Source organism: Xylanibacter rodentium, assembly GCF_013166575.1.
Classification (GTDB): Bacteria; Bacteroidota; Bacteroidia; order Bacteroidales; family Bacteroidaceae; genus Prevotella; species Prevotella rodentium.
Genome location: NZ_JABKKE010000012.1, coordinates 68,155 through 85,042, shown reverse-complemented (window position 1 = coordinate 85,042; position 16,888 = coordinate 68,155). Strand labels below are relative to the sequence as shown.

General features: G+C 50.3%; 16 protein-coding genes. 1 reads left to right on the top strand and 15 read right to left on the bottom strand.

Annotated features, from left to right (window positions below; all coding sequences use genetic code 11):
- Positions 1 to 126: 126 nt before the first annotated feature.
- The 15 genes from HPS55_RS08440 to HPS55_RS08370 all read right to left on the bottom strand — a co-directional run bounded on the left by HPS55_RS08440 (position 127) and on the right by HPS55_RS08370 (position 14,314).
- Positions 127 to 1,455, bottom strand: a complete 1,329-nt coding sequence (locus tag HPS55_RS08440; RefSeq protein ID WP_172175661.1) for an HU family DNA-binding protein — start codon at positions 1,453 to 1,455, stop codon at positions 127 to 129.
- An 8-nt stretch (positions 1,456 to 1,463) separates the two neighbouring features.
- A complete protein-coding gene (locus HPS55_RS08435) occupies positions 1,464 to 1,748 on the bottom strand; it encodes an HU family DNA-binding protein (RefSeq protein WP_172175659.1) in 285 nt (94 codons plus the stop codon).
- A 16-nt stretch (positions 1,749 to 1,764) separates the two neighbouring features.
- A complete protein-coding gene (gene rimO / locus HPS55_RS08430) occupies positions 1,765 to 3,066 on the bottom strand; it encodes a 30S ribosomal protein S12 methylthiotransferase RimO (protein WP_172175657.1) in 1,302 nt (433 codons plus the stop codon).
- A gap of 11 nt (positions 3,067 to 3,077) precedes the next feature.
- Positions 3,078 to 4,040 (bottom strand): signal recognition particle-docking protein FtsY, encoded by a 963-nt coding sequence (gene ftsY, locus HPS55_RS08425; RefSeq protein ID WP_172175655.1) that lies wholly within the window; start codon positions 4,038 to 4,040, stop codon positions 3,078 to 3,080.
- A 141-nt stretch (positions 4,041 to 4,181) separates the two neighbouring features.
- A complete protein-coding gene (locus HPS55_RS08420; protein ID WP_172175653.1) occupies positions 4,182 to 5,150 on the bottom strand; it encodes a F0F1 ATP synthase subunit gamma in 969 nt (322 codons plus the stop codon).
- A gap of 6 nt (positions 5,151 to 5,156) precedes the next feature.
- Positions 5,157 to 6,743 (bottom strand): F0F1 ATP synthase subunit alpha, encoded by a 1,587-nt coding sequence (gene atpA, locus HPS55_RS08415; protein WP_172175651.1) that lies wholly within the window; start codon positions 6,741 to 6,743, stop codon positions 5,157 to 5,159.
- Between the two features lie 84 nt (positions 6,744 to 6,827).
- Positions 6,828 to 7,361 carry a F0F1 ATP synthase subunit delta gene (locus HPS55_RS08410; protein WP_172175649.1) on the bottom strand — a complete coding sequence of 178 codons (534 nt, stop codon included), beginning with the start codon at positions 7,359 to 7,361 and terminating at the stop codon, positions 6,828 to 6,830.
- Positions 7,362 to 7,367: 6 nt separating this feature from the next.
- On the bottom strand, positions 7,368 to 7,886 hold the full coding sequence (gene atpF / locus HPS55_RS08405; protein ID WP_172175647.1) for a F0F1 ATP synthase subunit B: 519 nt from the start codon (positions 7,884 to 7,886) through the stop codon (positions 7,368 to 7,370).
- A gap of 47 nt (positions 7,887 to 7,933) precedes the next feature.
- Positions 7,934 to 8,176, bottom strand: coding sequence for an ATP synthase F0 subunit C (gene atpE / locus HPS55_RS08400; protein ID WP_094380635.1), 243 nt, complete (start codon positions 8,174 to 8,176; stop codon positions 7,934 to 7,936).
- A gap of 103 nt (positions 8,177 to 8,279) precedes the next feature.
- Positions 8,280 to 9,335, bottom strand: a complete 1,056-nt coding sequence (gene atpB, locus HPS55_RS08395; RefSeq protein WP_172175645.1) for a F0F1 ATP synthase subunit A — start codon at positions 9,333 to 9,335, stop codon at positions 8,280 to 8,282.
- A gap of 26 nt (positions 9,336 to 9,361) precedes the next feature.
- Entirely contained in the window at positions 9,362 to 9,784 is a 423-nt protein-coding gene (locus tag HPS55_RS08390; RefSeq protein ID WP_253945802.1) for a hypothetical protein, read from the bottom strand.
- Between the two features lie 10 nt (positions 9,785 to 9,794).
- Entirely contained in the window at positions 9,795 to 10,037 is a 243-nt protein-coding gene (gene atpC, locus HPS55_RS08385) for an ATP synthase F1 subunit epsilon (RefSeq protein WP_172175643.1), read from the bottom strand.
- Between the two features lie 28 nt (positions 10,038 to 10,065).
- Positions 10,066 to 11,595 carry a F0F1 ATP synthase subunit beta gene (atpD, locus tag HPS55_RS08380; RefSeq protein ID WP_172175641.1) on the bottom strand — a complete coding sequence of 510 codons (1,530 nt, stop codon included), beginning with the start codon at positions 11,593 to 11,595 and terminating at the stop codon, positions 10,066 to 10,068.
- 207 nt (positions 11,596 to 11,802) lie between these two features.
- Complete coding sequence (pfkA, locus tag HPS55_RS08375; RefSeq protein ID WP_172175639.1) at positions 11,803 to 12,780, bottom strand: 6-phosphofructokinase; 978 nt, start codon at positions 12,778 to 12,780, stop codon at positions 11,803 to 11,805.
- Positions 12,781 to 12,880: 100 nt separating this feature from the next.
- On the bottom strand, positions 12,881 to 14,314 hold the full coding sequence (locus HPS55_RS08370) for an SLC13 family permease (protein ID WP_172175637.1): 1,434 nt from the start codon (positions 14,312 to 14,314) through the stop codon (positions 12,881 to 12,883).
- A gap of 1,443 nt (positions 14,315 to 15,757) precedes the next feature.
- Between HPS55_RS08370 and prfA the strand changes: the two genes are divergently transcribed.
- Complete coding sequence (gene prfA, locus HPS55_RS08365; protein WP_172175635.1) at positions 15,758 to 16,870, top strand: peptide chain release factor 1; 1,113 nt, start codon at positions 15,758 to 15,760, stop codon at positions 16,868 to 16,870.
- Positions 16,871 to 16,888: the final 18 nt, after the last annotated feature.

Below are 16,888 nucleotides of genomic sequence, written 5' to 3'. Positions count from 1 at the left end.
AAGTTGTGACGGAACACAGTTTCATGCGATTGCACTACAAACGGTATTCCGGCACAGTCTATGAAATATATGATACGCATACACCCTGCAACTCGTTTTCATATCAGATTACAGTTGACGTAACTTTCATTTTCTGATCTTTCGCTTCAATTTTAGTTTTGGTATTTTTATCTTTTGGCCCTCTTCAAGCTCTGACTTGTCCGTCAGGTCGTTATAAACCTCAATATAACACGACATCCCATCACCAAGGGTTCTGCGGGTTATGCTTCCAAGAGTCTCTCCCTTGCGTACCGTCCAAACTCGATCGGTTCCGACTATATTATATGCTCCTGTGCGTACACGTATGTCTTTGGCTGCATATTTCTTGTAATCAACTTCCTGTTCTCTGTCTGTCGCAGCCCTTTCCGCTTTTTCTTCGGTCGGCATCATGCTCTTGTCATTACTTGAACCTGCTGCCGCACTGTCCTCACGCAATGATATACTGTCCGCTTTATTATTCTGTCGAAAGTCGGACACACGTACAATAACCCTTTTTATAATTACTTTAGGCTTGACTTCTGTATGTGTAGAAGTATCCATACCAAGTCTATATCCGACATAGAATGACAACAATATTAGAACAACCGATACTATTGCAAATATGATATTGTTCATAATACGGCTGTTGTCTTTGCGTGTTCCTATGTCCGCACCTTCTGCAACAGGTTCTTCATCTTTGGTTTCTTCCGTGGCGGAGGCTGTTGTTTCCGTCGTTACGGGAATATCCGCTTGTGTTTCAGAAGAAGTCTCTTCTGTTGTTACCGTATTGTCTTCCGTAACTGTTGTTGCTGCTTCTTCGGATTGGACATCACCCGACTCATCCTCTGTCATAGTTTCACCGGATGTATCAAAAGCACTTTCCGAAGGATTGGGATAGTCCCGGTCGTTTTCCTGTACGTGTTGTTCTTTATCTTCACGGTAATATCCGTCTTGTCCGGATGATACTCCTGATACGACATATTGTTCTTTACGTGGTATATCAGCCTTTCCTTCTGCCCTAATATCCTCTTCCGTATCATTAATGACATCTGTTCCCAAAACCTCATCATTGACAGGAAACAGCAGCTTGTCATCCTGTATATCGTCAAATTCTATACCGTCATTCAGTATCACGGTCTCAAACTGCGAAAACGGTTTGTTCACCAGTTCCTTCATAACCGCATCCGGCGTAAACGTAACCTTGCCGTGACTCTCTATCACCACACGCTCACCGGTGTTCACATTCACGCTTTCACGTGCCTCAACCCCTATTATCTTGAACGTCCCGAGCCCTTTTACCTTGACAAGGTTGTCGTTGTCCAGACCTTCCTGAATGACATCGAAAATCGCAGCAACAAACTGCTCTGACTCACTTTTGGTAAGTCCGTTCTTCTCTACAAGGATTTTTGCTATGTCGTATATGGATATTTTGCTCATGTATGTCTTTACCGGTTACTTGTCTTCAATCTTTCCTTCCATGCTGCATGCGGCTTAAAGCAAAGCACGAGCTTGGGCGGCACGAGCATACGCTGCTGTGTTGACGGATTAACCATTATACGCTCCAGCTTCTTCTTGACTTCAAACTGTCCGAAATTCGGCACTTGTACCGCATCATCATCCTGAAAGCTGTCGCCCATGGCACTTATAACGTTGTTCACCAGACGCTGAGTATCAGACATACTGTATCCCACACGCCGTGACAACTCTGAAATAAAGTCTTTGTTGTTCATCGGATTTTCAGAATTATTATGACAAAGTCGTTCCGTACAAATCAAACTCCTCTGCCCCCGTAATCAGAACGTCATAGAAATGTCCTGTGCAAAGACTGCGCTCTGCTGCCGGTATGAGTACCTCCGGATCGACTTCTGGCGAACAGAATTCCGTGCGGCCAACATAGTAGTCTCCCTCCTTGCGGTCTATCACCACTTCCATTGTCCGTCCCACTTTCTCGGCTTCTATCTCCGCACTGATCTGTTGCTGCAATGCCATCAGGCGGCCCAGACGTCCATTCTTGACATTTTCCGGCACATCGTCTTCATAGTGGGTGGCCGAATATGTGTCGTCTTCCTCGGAATAGGCAAATGCCCCCATACGCTCAAAACGCGCCCAACGCACAAAATCCATCAGTTCCTCGAAGTCCTCGTCTGTCTCACCGGGGAAACCCACCATCAGCGTTGTACGTATGTGTATGCCCGGCACCTCACGGCGCATGCGTTCTATCAAGGCCATCGTCTCGGTCTTCGTGACGTTGCGTTTCATCCGCATAAGCACATTGTCCGATATATGCTGAAGCGCTATGTCCATATACTTGCATACATTGGGCTTCTCACGCATTACATCAAGCAGCTGCCATGGGAAATGAGCCGGATAGGCATAATGCAGTCGGATCCACTTCACACCGTGGATATCGGCCATTCGCGACACAAGCTCTGCAATATGCTGCCTGCCGTCCATGTCCACTCCGTAATACGTCAGTTCCTGTGCAATCACCTGAAACTCCGTTGTTCCTTCTGCCACCAGCTGACGTACCTCATCGAGAATCTCATCCATCGGCCGGCTCACATGCCCGCCCGTCATTATTGGTATGGCACAATATGCGCAATGCCTGTCGCAACCTTCGCTTATTTTGAGATAGGCATAATGACGCGGTGTTGTGATATGCCGCCTGCCTTCGCATGATATCATGTCCGCCTTTCCGAGATCTGCAATCAACTGATTGAAATCGAACTTACCGTAATACTTGTCTACCTGCGGTATCTCTGTCTCCAACTCTTCACGGTAACGTTGTGACAGACAGCCCATCACGTACAGTTTCTTCAGCCGCCCTTCCTCCTTGGCCTGTGCAAACTCAAGTATCGTGTCTATGCTCTCCTGCTTTGCATCCTGTATAAATCCGCAAGTGTTTATCACAGCTATTTCTCCCTGAGGATTCTTGCTGTCGTGTACGCAATGATATCCGCATGCCTCAAGCCGTCCCATAAGCCTCTCGCTGTCCACGAGATTCTTTGAGCATCCCATAGTTATGATGTCTATCGTATTCTTCTTCACTGCGTATAAGCTTATTTCTTGTCTGTATTGAAAAGAGAGTCAACAAACTGACGCTTGTTGAACAACTGCAGATCTTCCATGCCTTCGCCAAGACCGATGTACTTCACCGGCACCTGCAGTTGGTCGCTTATCCCTATCACTACGCCGCCTTTGGCCGTACCGTCGAGCTTCGTTATGGCCAGTGACGTTATCTGCGTCACGGCAGAGAACTGTTTGGCCTGTTCGAAAGCGTTCTGTCCCGTGCTTCCGTCGAGCACAAGCATCACCTCGTCGGGAGCATCCGGCAGGACCTTCTTCATCACGTCCTTCACTTTCTTCAATTCGTTCATCAGTCCCACCTTGTTGTGCAGACGTCCTGCCGTGTCTATTATCACTACATCAGCTCCGTTAGCCTTAGCACTGCTAAGCGTGTCGAAAGCCACCGATGCGGGGTCACTGCCCATCTGCTGCTTGACTACGGGCACCCCGACTCTCTCACCCCATATGCAAAGTTGCTCCACGGCTGCCGCACGGAATGTGTCTGCCGCGCCGAGATAAACTTTCTTTCCGGCTTTTTTGAACTGATATGCCAACTTGCCTATGGTCGTGGTCTTGCCAACTCCGTTCACACCCACTATGAGTATGACATACGGCTTGTGGCCCGACGGCAAATCCCAATTGTCGTTGTCGTCGCCATTGTTCTCTGCAAGCAACGATGCTATCTCGTCACACAGTATGCCGTTCAGTTCCGAAGTGCTCACATACTTGTCGCGAGCCACACGTTCCTCTATGCGCTGTATAATCTTCAGCGTAGTATCTACACCGACATCACTCGTTATAAGAACTTCCTCCAGATTGTCAAGCACATCATCATCCACCTTCGACTTACCGGCCACAGCACGGGCTAATTTGTCAAATACGCTCACTTTGGTCTTTTCCAACCCTTTGTCGAGCGTCTCTTTTTTCTTCTTATTAAAAAAGCCGAAAATTCCCATATTACAATAATTTATCTGCAAAGATACGCAAAAAACCGCATACACATCAGATTATCTAAATATTTTTAAACCGGTAAAAAGAAAAAAGGCTCATCACCTTTCGGTATGAACCTTTATTCCAATATTTGTCCGGTTGCTCCGTCAGTTGTTCACCGAACCTCCTACAATGTCGAGCAGTTCGTTTGTGATAGCCTGCTGGCGGCTCTTGTTGTACTGCAAGTTCAAGTCGCGCAACAGTTCGTCGGCATTGTCCGTTGCCGTCTGCATGGCCACCATGCGTGCAGCATGCTCACTGGCATTGCTGTCAAGCAGTGCCGTATATAGCATCAGATGTGCAAGTTTCGGTATCAGCAGTCCGAGAACGGTATTCATGTCCGGTTCCACTATGAAGTTGTCATTGAGCGGTTTTGCCTCGACCGACTTTTTTGCAGCCTCTTCCTTATGCTTTCTCTTCAGATATTCCTGAGCCTCACGGGTTACAATCATTGTGGAAAGGTCGCGCTCGTGATCACGCTCCAATTCGCTTGTCACATCTATCGGCAGAAACACCTTACGTGTAAGCACCTGCGAACCTGCACTCTTGAAATGATGATAAATCAGTTCTACACGATCAATCTCACCTTTCATGAACTTCCCGCCCAAGTCCCGGGCCATCTCTATACACTGCTTTACATTAGGCTTGTCTGCCAGTTCCGTGAAGTCACCCGCCGACTCCAACCCGAGCTTCGCCACCTTTTCGGCCACCTTCCGGCCTATCGGATAAATGACGATGTTGTCCTTGCCAAGATCGGAATACTCGTCGACAGCCTGCTGCATCAGTTTCAGGATGTTGGCATTGAACCCTCCGCACAGACTGCTGTTTGATGCAAAGACTACAAATGCGATCCTCTTCACCGGCCTGTCCACACTGAACACCGTCGTCGCATCGGCCTCTGACGCGAGAAAAGTCTTCAGTATATGCTCCAGCATGGTCTCATACGGAAGCATGTTCTCTATCATCACCTGTGCATGATGCAACTTCGACGACGCCACCATCTTCATCGCACTCGTTATCTTGCGTGTGCTGTTGACACTGGCTATACGGGTCTTTATTTCTTTCAGTGACGGCATAGGCTATCAGCTTTTATATGCACCGGCTGTATCAGCCATGACAGACTCTATGACCTTCGTCACTTCGTCATCAATCTTTCCTGATGCCAATGTCGCAATAATCTCGGCATGAGCCGAACGCATCTTCTCAAGGAAAGCGTCCTGACACTCACGGACCTTCTCTACCGGCACATCGTGCATAAGGCCATGCGTACCACAATAGATGATAGCAATCTGTTCGCCCACAGGCATGGGGCTGTATTGCGGCTGTATGAGCAGCTGGTTGTTCTTACGGCCGCGGTCAAGCGTCATTGCCGTCACTGCATCCATATCGCTTGAGAACTTCGAGAAGCTCTCCAACTCACGATACTGTGCCTGGTCGATTTTCAGCGTACCTGCCACTTTCTTCATACTCTTGATCTGTGCCGAACCTCCCACGCGGGATACCGATATACCCACGTTGATAGCCGGCCGGAAACCTTGATTGAATAGATCCGACTCCAGATATATCTGTCCGTCAGTGATTGAAATCACGTTTGTAGGGATATAAGCCGATACGTCGCCCGCCTGAGTCTCGATGATTGGCAGGGCCGTAAGCGAGCCGCCGCCCCTGACATGCCCTTTCATGCACTCCGGCAGGTCGTTCATCTTCTCTGCCACCTCCTGCTGGTCGTTAATCTTAGCGGCACGCTCCAGCAGACGGCTGTGCAGATAGAACACATCGCCCGGATATGCCTCGCGTCCTGACGGACGACGCAGTATCAGCGACACCTCACGGTAAGCCACAGCCTGCTTCGACAAATCGTCATATACCACAAGCGCCGAATGACCGCGGTCGCGGAAATACTCTCCTATGGCTGCACCGGCAAACGGAGCATAATACTGCATGGCAGCAGGGTCGGCTGCCGTTGCAGCCACAACGATGGTATATGGCAGGGCGCCACGCTCCTTTAACGTCGACACAAGTGCCGCCACCGTACTTGCCTTCTGGCCTATTGCCACATATATGCAGTATACGGGTTTGCCCGCTTCATAGAAACTCTTCTGATTGATGATAGTGTCCACGGCTATGGCCGTCTTTCCCGTCTGACGGTCACCGATGATAAGTTCGCGCTGTCCGCGTCCGATGGGAATCATCGAGTCAACGGCCTTGATTCCCGTCTGCAACGGCTCTTTCACCGGCTGGCGGTAAATCACACCGGGAGCCTTGCGGTCGAGAGGCATCTCGAACGAACTGCCCAAATCGATGTCTCCCTTGCCGTCCACGGGTTGTCCCAACGGGTTTATGACACGCCCGAGCATATTGTCATTGACACGTATCGAGGCAATACGCCTTGTGCGCTTCACCACCATGCCCTCCTTGATGCCCGATGTCGTTCCGAGAAGCACACAACCGACGTTGTCTTCCTCAAGGTTCATCACGATGGCCATCGTCCCGTTCTCGAACTCAAGAAGTTCGTTAGCCTCGGCGTTGCGCAGTCCGTAGATGCGGGCCACACCGTCGCTCACCTGCAACACAGTGCCCACTTCGTCAAACTTCTCGCCGCATCCGATGCCCTTGAGCTGTTCGAGCAGCACCTGTGACACTTCGCTTGGTTTTATTTTATCTGACATAGTTATTTTATTTGTTGTGAATTGCGAATCACGAATTTATCGTGCGTTGCAGCAACCGTCTTATTCATGATTCTCCATTTTCAGTTATCTCAGCGCTGTGAGAATGGTGTTGAGCCTGTTCCTTACGCTCGCGTCCATCCTGTAAGTGTCATACTCGAGGATGAATCCGCCTATGATGTCAGGATTCACCTCGGTCTCAAACTCCACAGTACCGTTGGTCTTGCTCTCCACCATGCTGCGCATCTTCCGCTCGGTGGCAGGATGCACGGCAGCTGCTGTGGTGAGCCTGCCACGAATGATGTTCTTCTGCTTTCTGTAAAGAGTGATATACGAGTTGGCCATGAACTGTACAATATCCTCACGGCCATTATCGAGCACTATGCCGAGAAACGACACCGTGAGTTTTGCCGGAGTCTCTCCCGATGCCGTCGTGAGAAGAGCCAGCTTGCTGTCCTTCGACAGCATGGGGGCTACCAGCGTCTGCATGAGCTGCGGCACTGCGGCAAAACTTGCCGCCAGTGTCTGCATGTCACGGTACACGGCATCCTCGATGTGGGCGTCGGTCGCGCCTTTAAGCAGCGCACGTGCATATCTAACAGATATTACTCCTATCTCCATAGCCTTTTACCTTTTATCAGAAGAAGAAACGTCATCCAGCATTCGGTCTATCAAATCCATCTGGGCCTTGTCTGTGGAGAGTTTTTCCCGCAGCACTTTCTCTGCAATCTCCACACTGAGCGTAGCCACTTGCCTGCGGATATCGCTGATGGCAGCCTGCTTCTCGCTCTCAATCTCGGCTTTCGCCTCGCTGAGCAGCCGGGCGCCCTCTTCACGGGCTTTCTCCTGAGCTTTCTCCACGATGGCATCGCGTGTAGCCGTAGCCTCTTTCAGTATCTGGGCCTGCCTCTCGCGTGCCTCCTGCAAGATGGATTCACCTTCCTTCTGTATATTGGCCAGTTTCTCGTTGGCCTCATGAGCCTTGCGCAGGCTGTCGTCGATGTACTGCTTGCGCTCGTCCACCATCTTGATGATGGCGGGAAAGCCAAACTTGGCAAGCACACCGAAGACCACCAGAAACGCAATGGCCATCCAGAAGAGGAGACCGAGATCGGGCGTCAGAATTGCCGGTAAATTCAGTTCCATTTGCTATTTGCTTTATCTTGCTGTTGCTTATAAGAGAAATCTCTTTATTATTTGATAAGGAATGCACAGGCTGCGATGGCAAACAATGCACAACCCTCCACAAAGGCTGATGTAAGAATCATGTTGGTCTGAATCTTTCCCGTTGCCTCCGGCTGGCGTGCGATGGCGTCCATGGCGCTGCCGCCGATCTTACCTATTCCCAAACCTGCTCCGATAGTTGCGATACCTGCTCCGAGACCGCAACCCAGCTGAGCCAGACCTTCAGCGGCCAATAATGTTGAAATAATCATAATCGTTAATGTTTTTTATTTGTTATTACTTCTTTTATGTTAAATATTAAATGTCCAATAAGATACAGAATGTCCAACATCCCGATTTCCTAATCTTCAATTCTTAATTTCCATGATGCCCCTCCTGATGTGCCAATCCGATAAACACCGAACTTAGCATCGTGAAGACATAAGCCTGCACGAAAGCCACAAGCACCTCAAGACAATTCATGAACAGCATCATCAGCACACTGAACACGTTGAGCCCCATTCCGAAACCTGCACCCATAGACCATCCAAGGAAGATGACACATGTGAAACTCAGTATCACGGCATGTCCCGCCATCATGTTGGCAAAGAGACGAATCATCAGCGCAAACGGTTTGGTAAATACTCCGAAAAGCTCTATCACCGGCATTATAGGCACAGGATAAGCCTTAAGGAACAGCGGCACATCCGGCCAGAAAATCTCTTTCCAATATTCCTTGTTGCCGAACAGGTTGATGGCCAGCATCGTGCATACGGCAAGGAAGAGCGTTATGTTGATGTTTCCCGTCACATTCGCACCGCCGGGGAATATCGGAATGAGTCCTATCAGATTACATGTGAAGATAAAGAAGAACACCGTAAGCAGATAAGGGGCATACCGACGGTAATGCTTTTCGCCGATAGAAGCCTTTATGACATCGTCGTTTATCGACATCACCAGCATCTCCATCATTCCCACAAAACCACGCGGGGCTGCGCTTTTTGCGTCGCGCTTCCTGTACCACCGTGCACACGACAGGAACACCGTGATGAGCACAGCCACCACTATCCATATCTGCACCACATTCTTGGTCATGCTGAGATCTATCGGCCTCACCGCCGTGCCGTCGGCCATCTTCTCGTATATCTTGCCATGATGTCCGGCATCGAAGAAGAACCCCTCCGGCAGTGTGTGTGCCGTGCAGAAGTGCCACTCGCCGGTATTTGCGCTGCGCACTATTATGGGCAACGGGATGCTGATATGTCTGTCATCGTACGTGGCGATGTGCCACTCATAAGCATCAGCCAAGTGCTCGAGTACTATCTCCGGGATGTTGAGCTGCCCGCCGTCACCGTGTCCGCCCGATGCAGACATCCGGAGCGGAAGCAAGGCTACCACAGCCAGAAGCAATATATACTTTATCCGTTTCATTTATATGCAATATGTTTGTTTATCTGTCATGAGCGGTTTGATACCTTTCCGAAAAACACAGCATGATGGACCAACAACATCACATAGAACGACATGAACACCAGAAAGAACACTGTCATTGCGTCACGGCCCACAACCAGATAGCAGACCATCATAACCCCCAGTGCCAGCAACATCCTGAATCCTGATACGGCTGTGTAGAACGTTGTGAGTCCCTCGGGGTTGCGCTCCGCCACCCTTCGCCATATCATGGCGTCGGCCGTGTCCGTCACCATCGAGAACACTGCGCTCACCACAAGCGGTGTCAGCATGGCATCGAGCCTCAAGACATTCATCACCAGCAGTCCGGCTATGAACATCCCTGCCGTCAGCCATACGCTCTGCCTGAGGTAGCGCCTGCTCAGCATGGCTACGTTGTTGTCCTTGTCGTCATGTGCAAGTCCGCCCATACATCATATACTATAGTTCCACACACAAGCTCACCTCGTTCTTCTTCACCTCGACGAAGCCTCCGGATATATGGATTTCTTGTTTGCCACCTGCCGTAGTGTATTCCACCGTTCCCGGGTCGAGCGCAGATATGATGGGGGCATGGTTTTCGAGTATCTCGAACGAGCCGGACGATCCCGGCACACTCACACTCACGATGTCTCCGTCGTAGGCCACCCTCTCCGGTGTGACGATTTTCAGTCTTAGACTCATGCTTGTATATTAAAACAGTTGTTATCAATCAGTTAGCTTTGGCTGCCTCAAGCAGTTTCTTGGCTTTTGTCTTGGCATCCTCAATAGTACCCACGTTGAGGAAAGCCTGCTCAGGCAGGTCGTCCACCTCACCGTCGAGAATGGCATTGAAGCCCTTGATAGTGTCCTCGATAGACACCATCACACCCGGCAGACCCGTAAACTGCTCCGCCACGGCAAACGGCTGCGAGAGGAATCTCTGTACGCGGCGCGCACGGTTCACCGTGAGTTTGTCCTCGTCCGAAAGTTCGTCCATACCGAGAATGGCTATGATGTCCTGAAGCTCCTTGTAGCGCTGCAGTATCTCCTTCACCCTCTGCGCGCACTCGTAGTGTTCCTTGCCCACGATAAGCGGATCGAGTATGCGCGACGTACTTCCCAGCGGATCTACAGCCGGGTATATACCGAGCTCGGCAATCTTTCGGCTCAGCTCCGTAGTTGCATCAAGATGAGTGAACGTAGTCGCAGGCGCCGGGTCTGTCAAGTCGTCGGCAGGCACATACACAGCCTGTACCGACGTGATCGAGCCTTTCTTCGTAGATGTTATTCGCTCCTGCATCGTTCCCATCTCGCTGGCCAGTGTAGGCTGATAACCTACCGCCGAAGGCATACGTCCGAGCAGGGCCGATACCTCCGAACCTGCCTGTGTGAACCGGAAAATGTTGTCGATGAAGAACAGTATGTCGGCGGCAGCGCCGTCCTTGCCTCCGTTGTCGCGGAATTCTTCGGCCACCGTCAGTCCGGACAACGCTACCGAAGCACGTGCTCCCGGCGGTTCGTTCATCTGACCGTAGACGAGCGTGGCCTGACTCTTCTTCAACTCCTCGGGGTCGACGAGCGAGAGGTCCCATTTGCCTTCGTCCATGGCCTTGCGGAACTTGTCGCCATAGCGGATGACGCCCGACTCTATCATCTCGCGTATCAGGTCGTTGCCCTCACGCGTACGCTCTCCCACTCCGGCAAACACCGAATATCCGTTGTGTCCCTTGGCGATGTTGTTGATAAGCTCCATGATGAGTACCGTCTTGCCCACACCGGCACCGCCGAAAAGACCGATCTTTCCGCCTTTCATATAAGGTTCGAGCAGGTCGATCACCTTGATACCCGTGGCAAGCATCTCCTTGCGCGTAGAGAGTTCGTCGAAAGCAGGAGCCTCGCGGTGTATGGGATACGCTCCGCCCATATCAAAATCCTTCATGCCGTCGATAGGCTGTCCGATGACATTGAGCATGCGGCCTTTGATCTGGTCACCCGCAGGCATAAGGATGGGCGAGCCTATCGACACAGCCTCCAGGCCGCGCTGCAGTCCGTCGGTATTGTCCATGGCCACACAGCGCACTGTCGTCTCACCGATGTGCTGCTGCACCTCGGCAATGAGTGTACGTCCATCGGGGCGTGTTATTCTCAATGCCTCATGAATCTTTGGCAACACTTTCTCAGCATCCTGGCCGTCTGTCTCGAAGAAGACATCGATTACCGGTCCGATAATCTGGGATATGTGTCCGATAATTTGTGACATAATCTGTTGTTGTTATTTTATTTTGTTTTTTTTATTGCTTTATCTTTATTCTCCGCAAAGTTACCAAATTTTATTTCAAACGAAACAATATTTTACCGATTTTATTCTTAAAGAATTAAAAAATACAATTCCGTCCAACGCATCATACACCATAGCCAATACGTAAAGAAACGACCGGTACGTCTCATGTATGCTGTCATAATATAGTTAAATGCTCAGTTCATCGAGCACCTTTATCAGCTTCATATCCAACGGTTTATCAGTACGTATGGCATCACTGAACGGAACGTATACCACTTCGTTGTTGCGCACACCGACCATCACGTTACGCTGACCTTGAAGGATGGCTTCGATGGCACCCACGCCCGTACGGCTGGCAAGTATGCGGTCGCGTGCCGTGGGGCGACCTCCACGCTGCAGATGGCCGAGGATAGACACACGGACATCGTAATCCGGAAACTCGTTGCGCACACGGTCGGCATAATACAGGGCACCGCACTTGGGACTTTCCGACACGATGACGATACAACTCTTCTTCGACTTGCGTATGCCACGCTCCATAAAGCGTGCCAACTGGTCAAACTCAAGCGATTCCTCAGGGATGATGGCCGCCTCCGCACCGCTGGCGATGGCACTGTTTTGGGCGAGGAATCCGGCGTCACGTCCCATAACCTCTATGAAGAATATGCGCTCATGGCTCTGAGCCGTGTCGCGTATGCGGTCGACACACTCCACGATGGTGTTCATCGTGGTGTCGTATCCTATTGTCGAGTCGGTACCGTACAGGTCGTTGTCGATGGTTCCCGGCAGACCGATACAGCAGACGTCGTATTCCGCTGCGAATATCTTCGCTCCGGTGAGCGAGCCGTTGCCGCCTATGACCACAAGCGCGTCTATCTCTTCCTTCTGCATCGTCTCGTAGGCTTTGAGCATGCCTTCGGGAGTGGTGAACTCCTTGCTGCGGGCCGTCTTCAGTATTGTTCCGCCCTGCATGATTATACCGCTGACATTTTCTGTAGTAAACGGCTTTATCTCGCCGTTGATAAGTCCTTCGTACCCACGGTAGATACCCTTGATATTAAATCCGTTGCAGATTCCGGCACGTGTCACGGCACGTATTGCAGCGTTCATTCCCGGAGCATCACCGCCGGAAGTAAGTACACCTATTGTCTTGATTTTAGCCATAATAAGTTTTGTTATATTTTAATGTAAGAGATAAGAAAGCCAAGTTTCCGGCCTCTCTTTCTCCGTTCCCTGTTACTGCTTGTATGGTGGGCCCAAAATGTTATCCCATCATATATATCTCGGCCCAGAGCACCGCCACGCCGGCCAGCCATCCGGCCAGCACTTTCAGCGTGCAATGGCGCATATACCATCCCACACGCATGCGCTCCATCTTCATCAGAGCCAGTCCGCACGAATTGGCAAAGCACAGAAGACAGCCGCCCACGGCAGTACTGTAGGCCGTTATCTTCCAGAAAGCTCCGTTCTGTACGAAGCACGCCATATACCCCGTGTCGCCCCAACGCTGCATACCGTCGCCATACAGCATGGGATACATCGAACCGTCGAGTACGGGATACATCGATATGTTGGCCATGGCTACCGAGAATGTGTCCGTGATACCGCTCAGCAGCCCACTGGACAGCCCGACAATCCACACATTGTGGACATGGGTGTCAAGCCAAAGGGCCATACGGCCGAACACGCCGGTTTCCTGCACCACCCCCGTGGCAAGCATGATGCCCATCACAAAAAGAATAAGCTGCATGCTGCCATATTGCAACGACAGCGGTATACGGCGCTGAATCATGCGGTCGGCATTCATCAGACGGCGGTTGAAAACCTCGTTCACAATCCACAGCACCGACAGCACGCACAACGCCCCGAGGAACGGGCTCAGTTTGGTGATACTGTGAAACGTCGGTATGAACCACAGCCCGCCTATGCCCACGACAAACATCACCATGCGCTGCCAGCGGTTCAGATTGGTATCGTCACCACGGTAGGGAGTGGCCGGCCACTCCACATCGAGCCGGTCGGGCAGCTCCATCCTTATCAGCAGTGTGGGAACGACCCATGCCGTCAGCGCCGGAAGCAACAAGTAGGCCGAAAAGTTGGTCGCCGTAACAGCTCCGCCACCCCACAGCACCACGCCCGCCGGGTCGCCTATCACGGTGAAACAGCCGCCCGCAGTGGCTGCCAGCACGATGGCACTGCCTATCAGCATACGTTGCCGCCGGCTCTTTACGATACCGTGCATTATCATAAGCATCATCGTGGTGGTGGTCAGGTTGTCGAGATTGGCCGAGATGATGAATGTGGCGATGGTGATTGTCCACAGCAGCCGCCGGCTGTTGCGGGTCCGTATCCATTCGCTGATGAAGTCGAAACAGCCGTTGCTGTTGAGAATCTCTATTATGGCCATTGTAGCAAAGAGGAACAGCACCACCCCTGCGGCCTTGCCTACATATTTCAGAAAGATATTGTCGTAAATGTAGTATTTCACGGCCTCGCTTGTCGGAGCGTCACCGGCAAGAAAAAGGCTGTAGCCGTGCGGATGTTCGCTCATGACGAAATCCGTACCGAAACATACATACAGCACCCACCCTACAGTGCCTATAAACATCGCCACAGCGGCCTTGTTCACGTTGGTGATATGTCCCGTCGCTATCAGCAAAAAACCGACAAGCATTATCAATATGATAACAAGCGTCATAATACGTATTCATTTAAGACAGTACAAAGATAATATTTTTTATCGTAACACCCAAATATAGCGGACAGGTTTTTATGAATTTATAAGTTTTTATAAGGGAGTTCCCGCGGCCGCAAAGCCGATTTGCCCCAATGGCTGTCCGTCCCGAGCAGGAAGCGTCCAAGACACGAGTATGCCCAGGCCCCCGAAACACCCGAAAAGCCATATTTCTTAAACAAAGAAGAGAACGTCAACTCGAATCACACAAAAACACGCAAGCCATACTGTCAATATTGCATTGCGGAAGTGCCGCTTTGGGAATGCGAAAGTGCCGCTTTGAGGATGCGGAAGTGCCGCTTTGGGAATGCGAAAGTGCCGCTTTGAGGATGCGGAAGTGCCGCTTTGGGAATGCGGAAGTGCCGCTTTGAGTGCAATATCTCATTGTCGAATGACGTTTTTTGCACTTTTGGCAATGCTTTTTATATATTTCTGCGCGACACGACCATGCCTACACCTGATAAAAACTGGCAAAAAAAGACGGCGGAACGGATTCCCCAAAAGGTGTTTCTGGTACGAAAAGAGTGTTTGAATTCTCCGTTTTATCGGTTTAACATATGTTAATGCATACATCGGGACTGCCAATTCTCCGTTTGCTCCGTTTTGCATACTGCGTAATATGTTTACATAACAAAGCGGCAGACACCCTGCCATACCCTGTAAAATATTAAAAGATTGGGAATACAGGAAAGGGGATTTTCTTACAAAACACTCTTTTTTCGGAGAAATGAAAACGGAGAATCTCCGAAAACAGGATATACAACAGTTCTTATATATTGTAATTAAAATTTTTATATTATAATCTGTTATATATTATATTAATATAATATATAACAGATTATAATATACTATGCGGAAATCGTATATGATGTATACCTTGTTTTCCAATTCTCCGGATTCTCCGTCTTTGAAATCACACCAATTATATTGACATGAACGATACTCTATGCTGCAACATACGCATGAGGGGCACACATTGAATCATCCGTGAAGGCTGTGCTTAGACGGGATATGCCACGGCTGTACCATGCAGTTGCAGTGGAGATAAAACAACGTGGCACTGCAGCAGAAAACACAACACCATTCTTGAAAAAACGGAGAATTGGCAGGCCCGATGTACGCATTAACATATGTTAAACCGATAAAACGGAGAATTCAAACCGCCTTTTCCATACCGGATTTTCCGTTTTGGAGAACAGAACCCGCTTTTTGGAGAATCTGTCCGAAAGATGCAAAAGTGCATTTTCCGACAGCAAGTTACATATTGTAAGCGGCTGGGGCCGCATACAGTCTTCCCTCCATTTTTAACACATCATTTTCATTTAGTAATACCTGTTCTTACGTTTTATGAAATAAAATTAGTAATTTTGCAGTCAGATTTAAAACAATTTATAATAATACACAAATATGCCGGAGAACAACAGCATACTGGAAAAACTTGACGGACTGGAAAGCCGCTATGAGGAAGTGTCGACACTGATTACCGACCCGAGCGTGATAAGCGACCAGGAAAGATATGTCAAACTGACACGCGAATACAAAGACCTTGGCGACATCATGGACGCCCGGAAGCGCTACATAGACTGTCTCAACGCCATAAAAGAAGCCAAGGACATCCTGGCCAACGAGAGCGACCCGGAAATGAAAGACATGGCGCGTGAGGAACTTGTGCTCAACGAAGACCTGCAGCCAAGACTCGAAGAAGAGATCAAGATAGCCCTTGTGCCTAAAGACCCGGAAGACGCCAAGAACGTACAGATGGAGATACGTGCCGGAACCGGCGGCGACGAGGCATGCCTGTTTGCCGGCGACCTGTTCCAGATGTACAAGCGCTTCTGCGACTCGAAGGGATGGACGTTGTCTATAACAAGCGTCAGCGAGGGTGCCGTGGGAGGATTCAAGGAGATAGACTTCGCCGTCAGCGGCGACAACGTATACGGCACGATGAAATACGAATCAGGCGTACACCGCGTGCAGCGCGTGCCGGTGACGGAATCGAACGGCCGCATGCAGACATCGGCGGCCACAGTGGCCGTACTGCCCGAAGCCGACAAGTTTGAAGTGAGCATAAACGAAGGCGAGATTAAATGGGACACATTCCGCAGTTCGGGCGCCGGCGGACAGAACGTGAACAAGGTCGAGTCGGGCGTACGTCTGCGCTACATGTGGAAGAATCCCAACACGGGCGAGACCGAGGAAATACTCATAGAATGTACCGAGACACGCGACCAGCCCAAGAACAAGGAGCGTGCCCTGTCGCGCCTGCGAACATTCATTTACGACAAGGAGCACCAGAAATATGTGGACGACATAGCCAACCGCCGCAAGACGCTCGTATCCACCGGCGACAGAAGTGCAAAAATCAGGACGTACAACTTCCCCCAAGGCCGCGTCACAGACCACCGTATAGGATTCACCACCCACGACCTGCAGGGCTTTCTCGGCGGGGACATACAGGACATGATAGACGCACTGACAGTGGCCGAGAACGCAGAGAGAATGAAAGAGAGCGAACTGTAGTTTTTAAGTGAAGAGGTA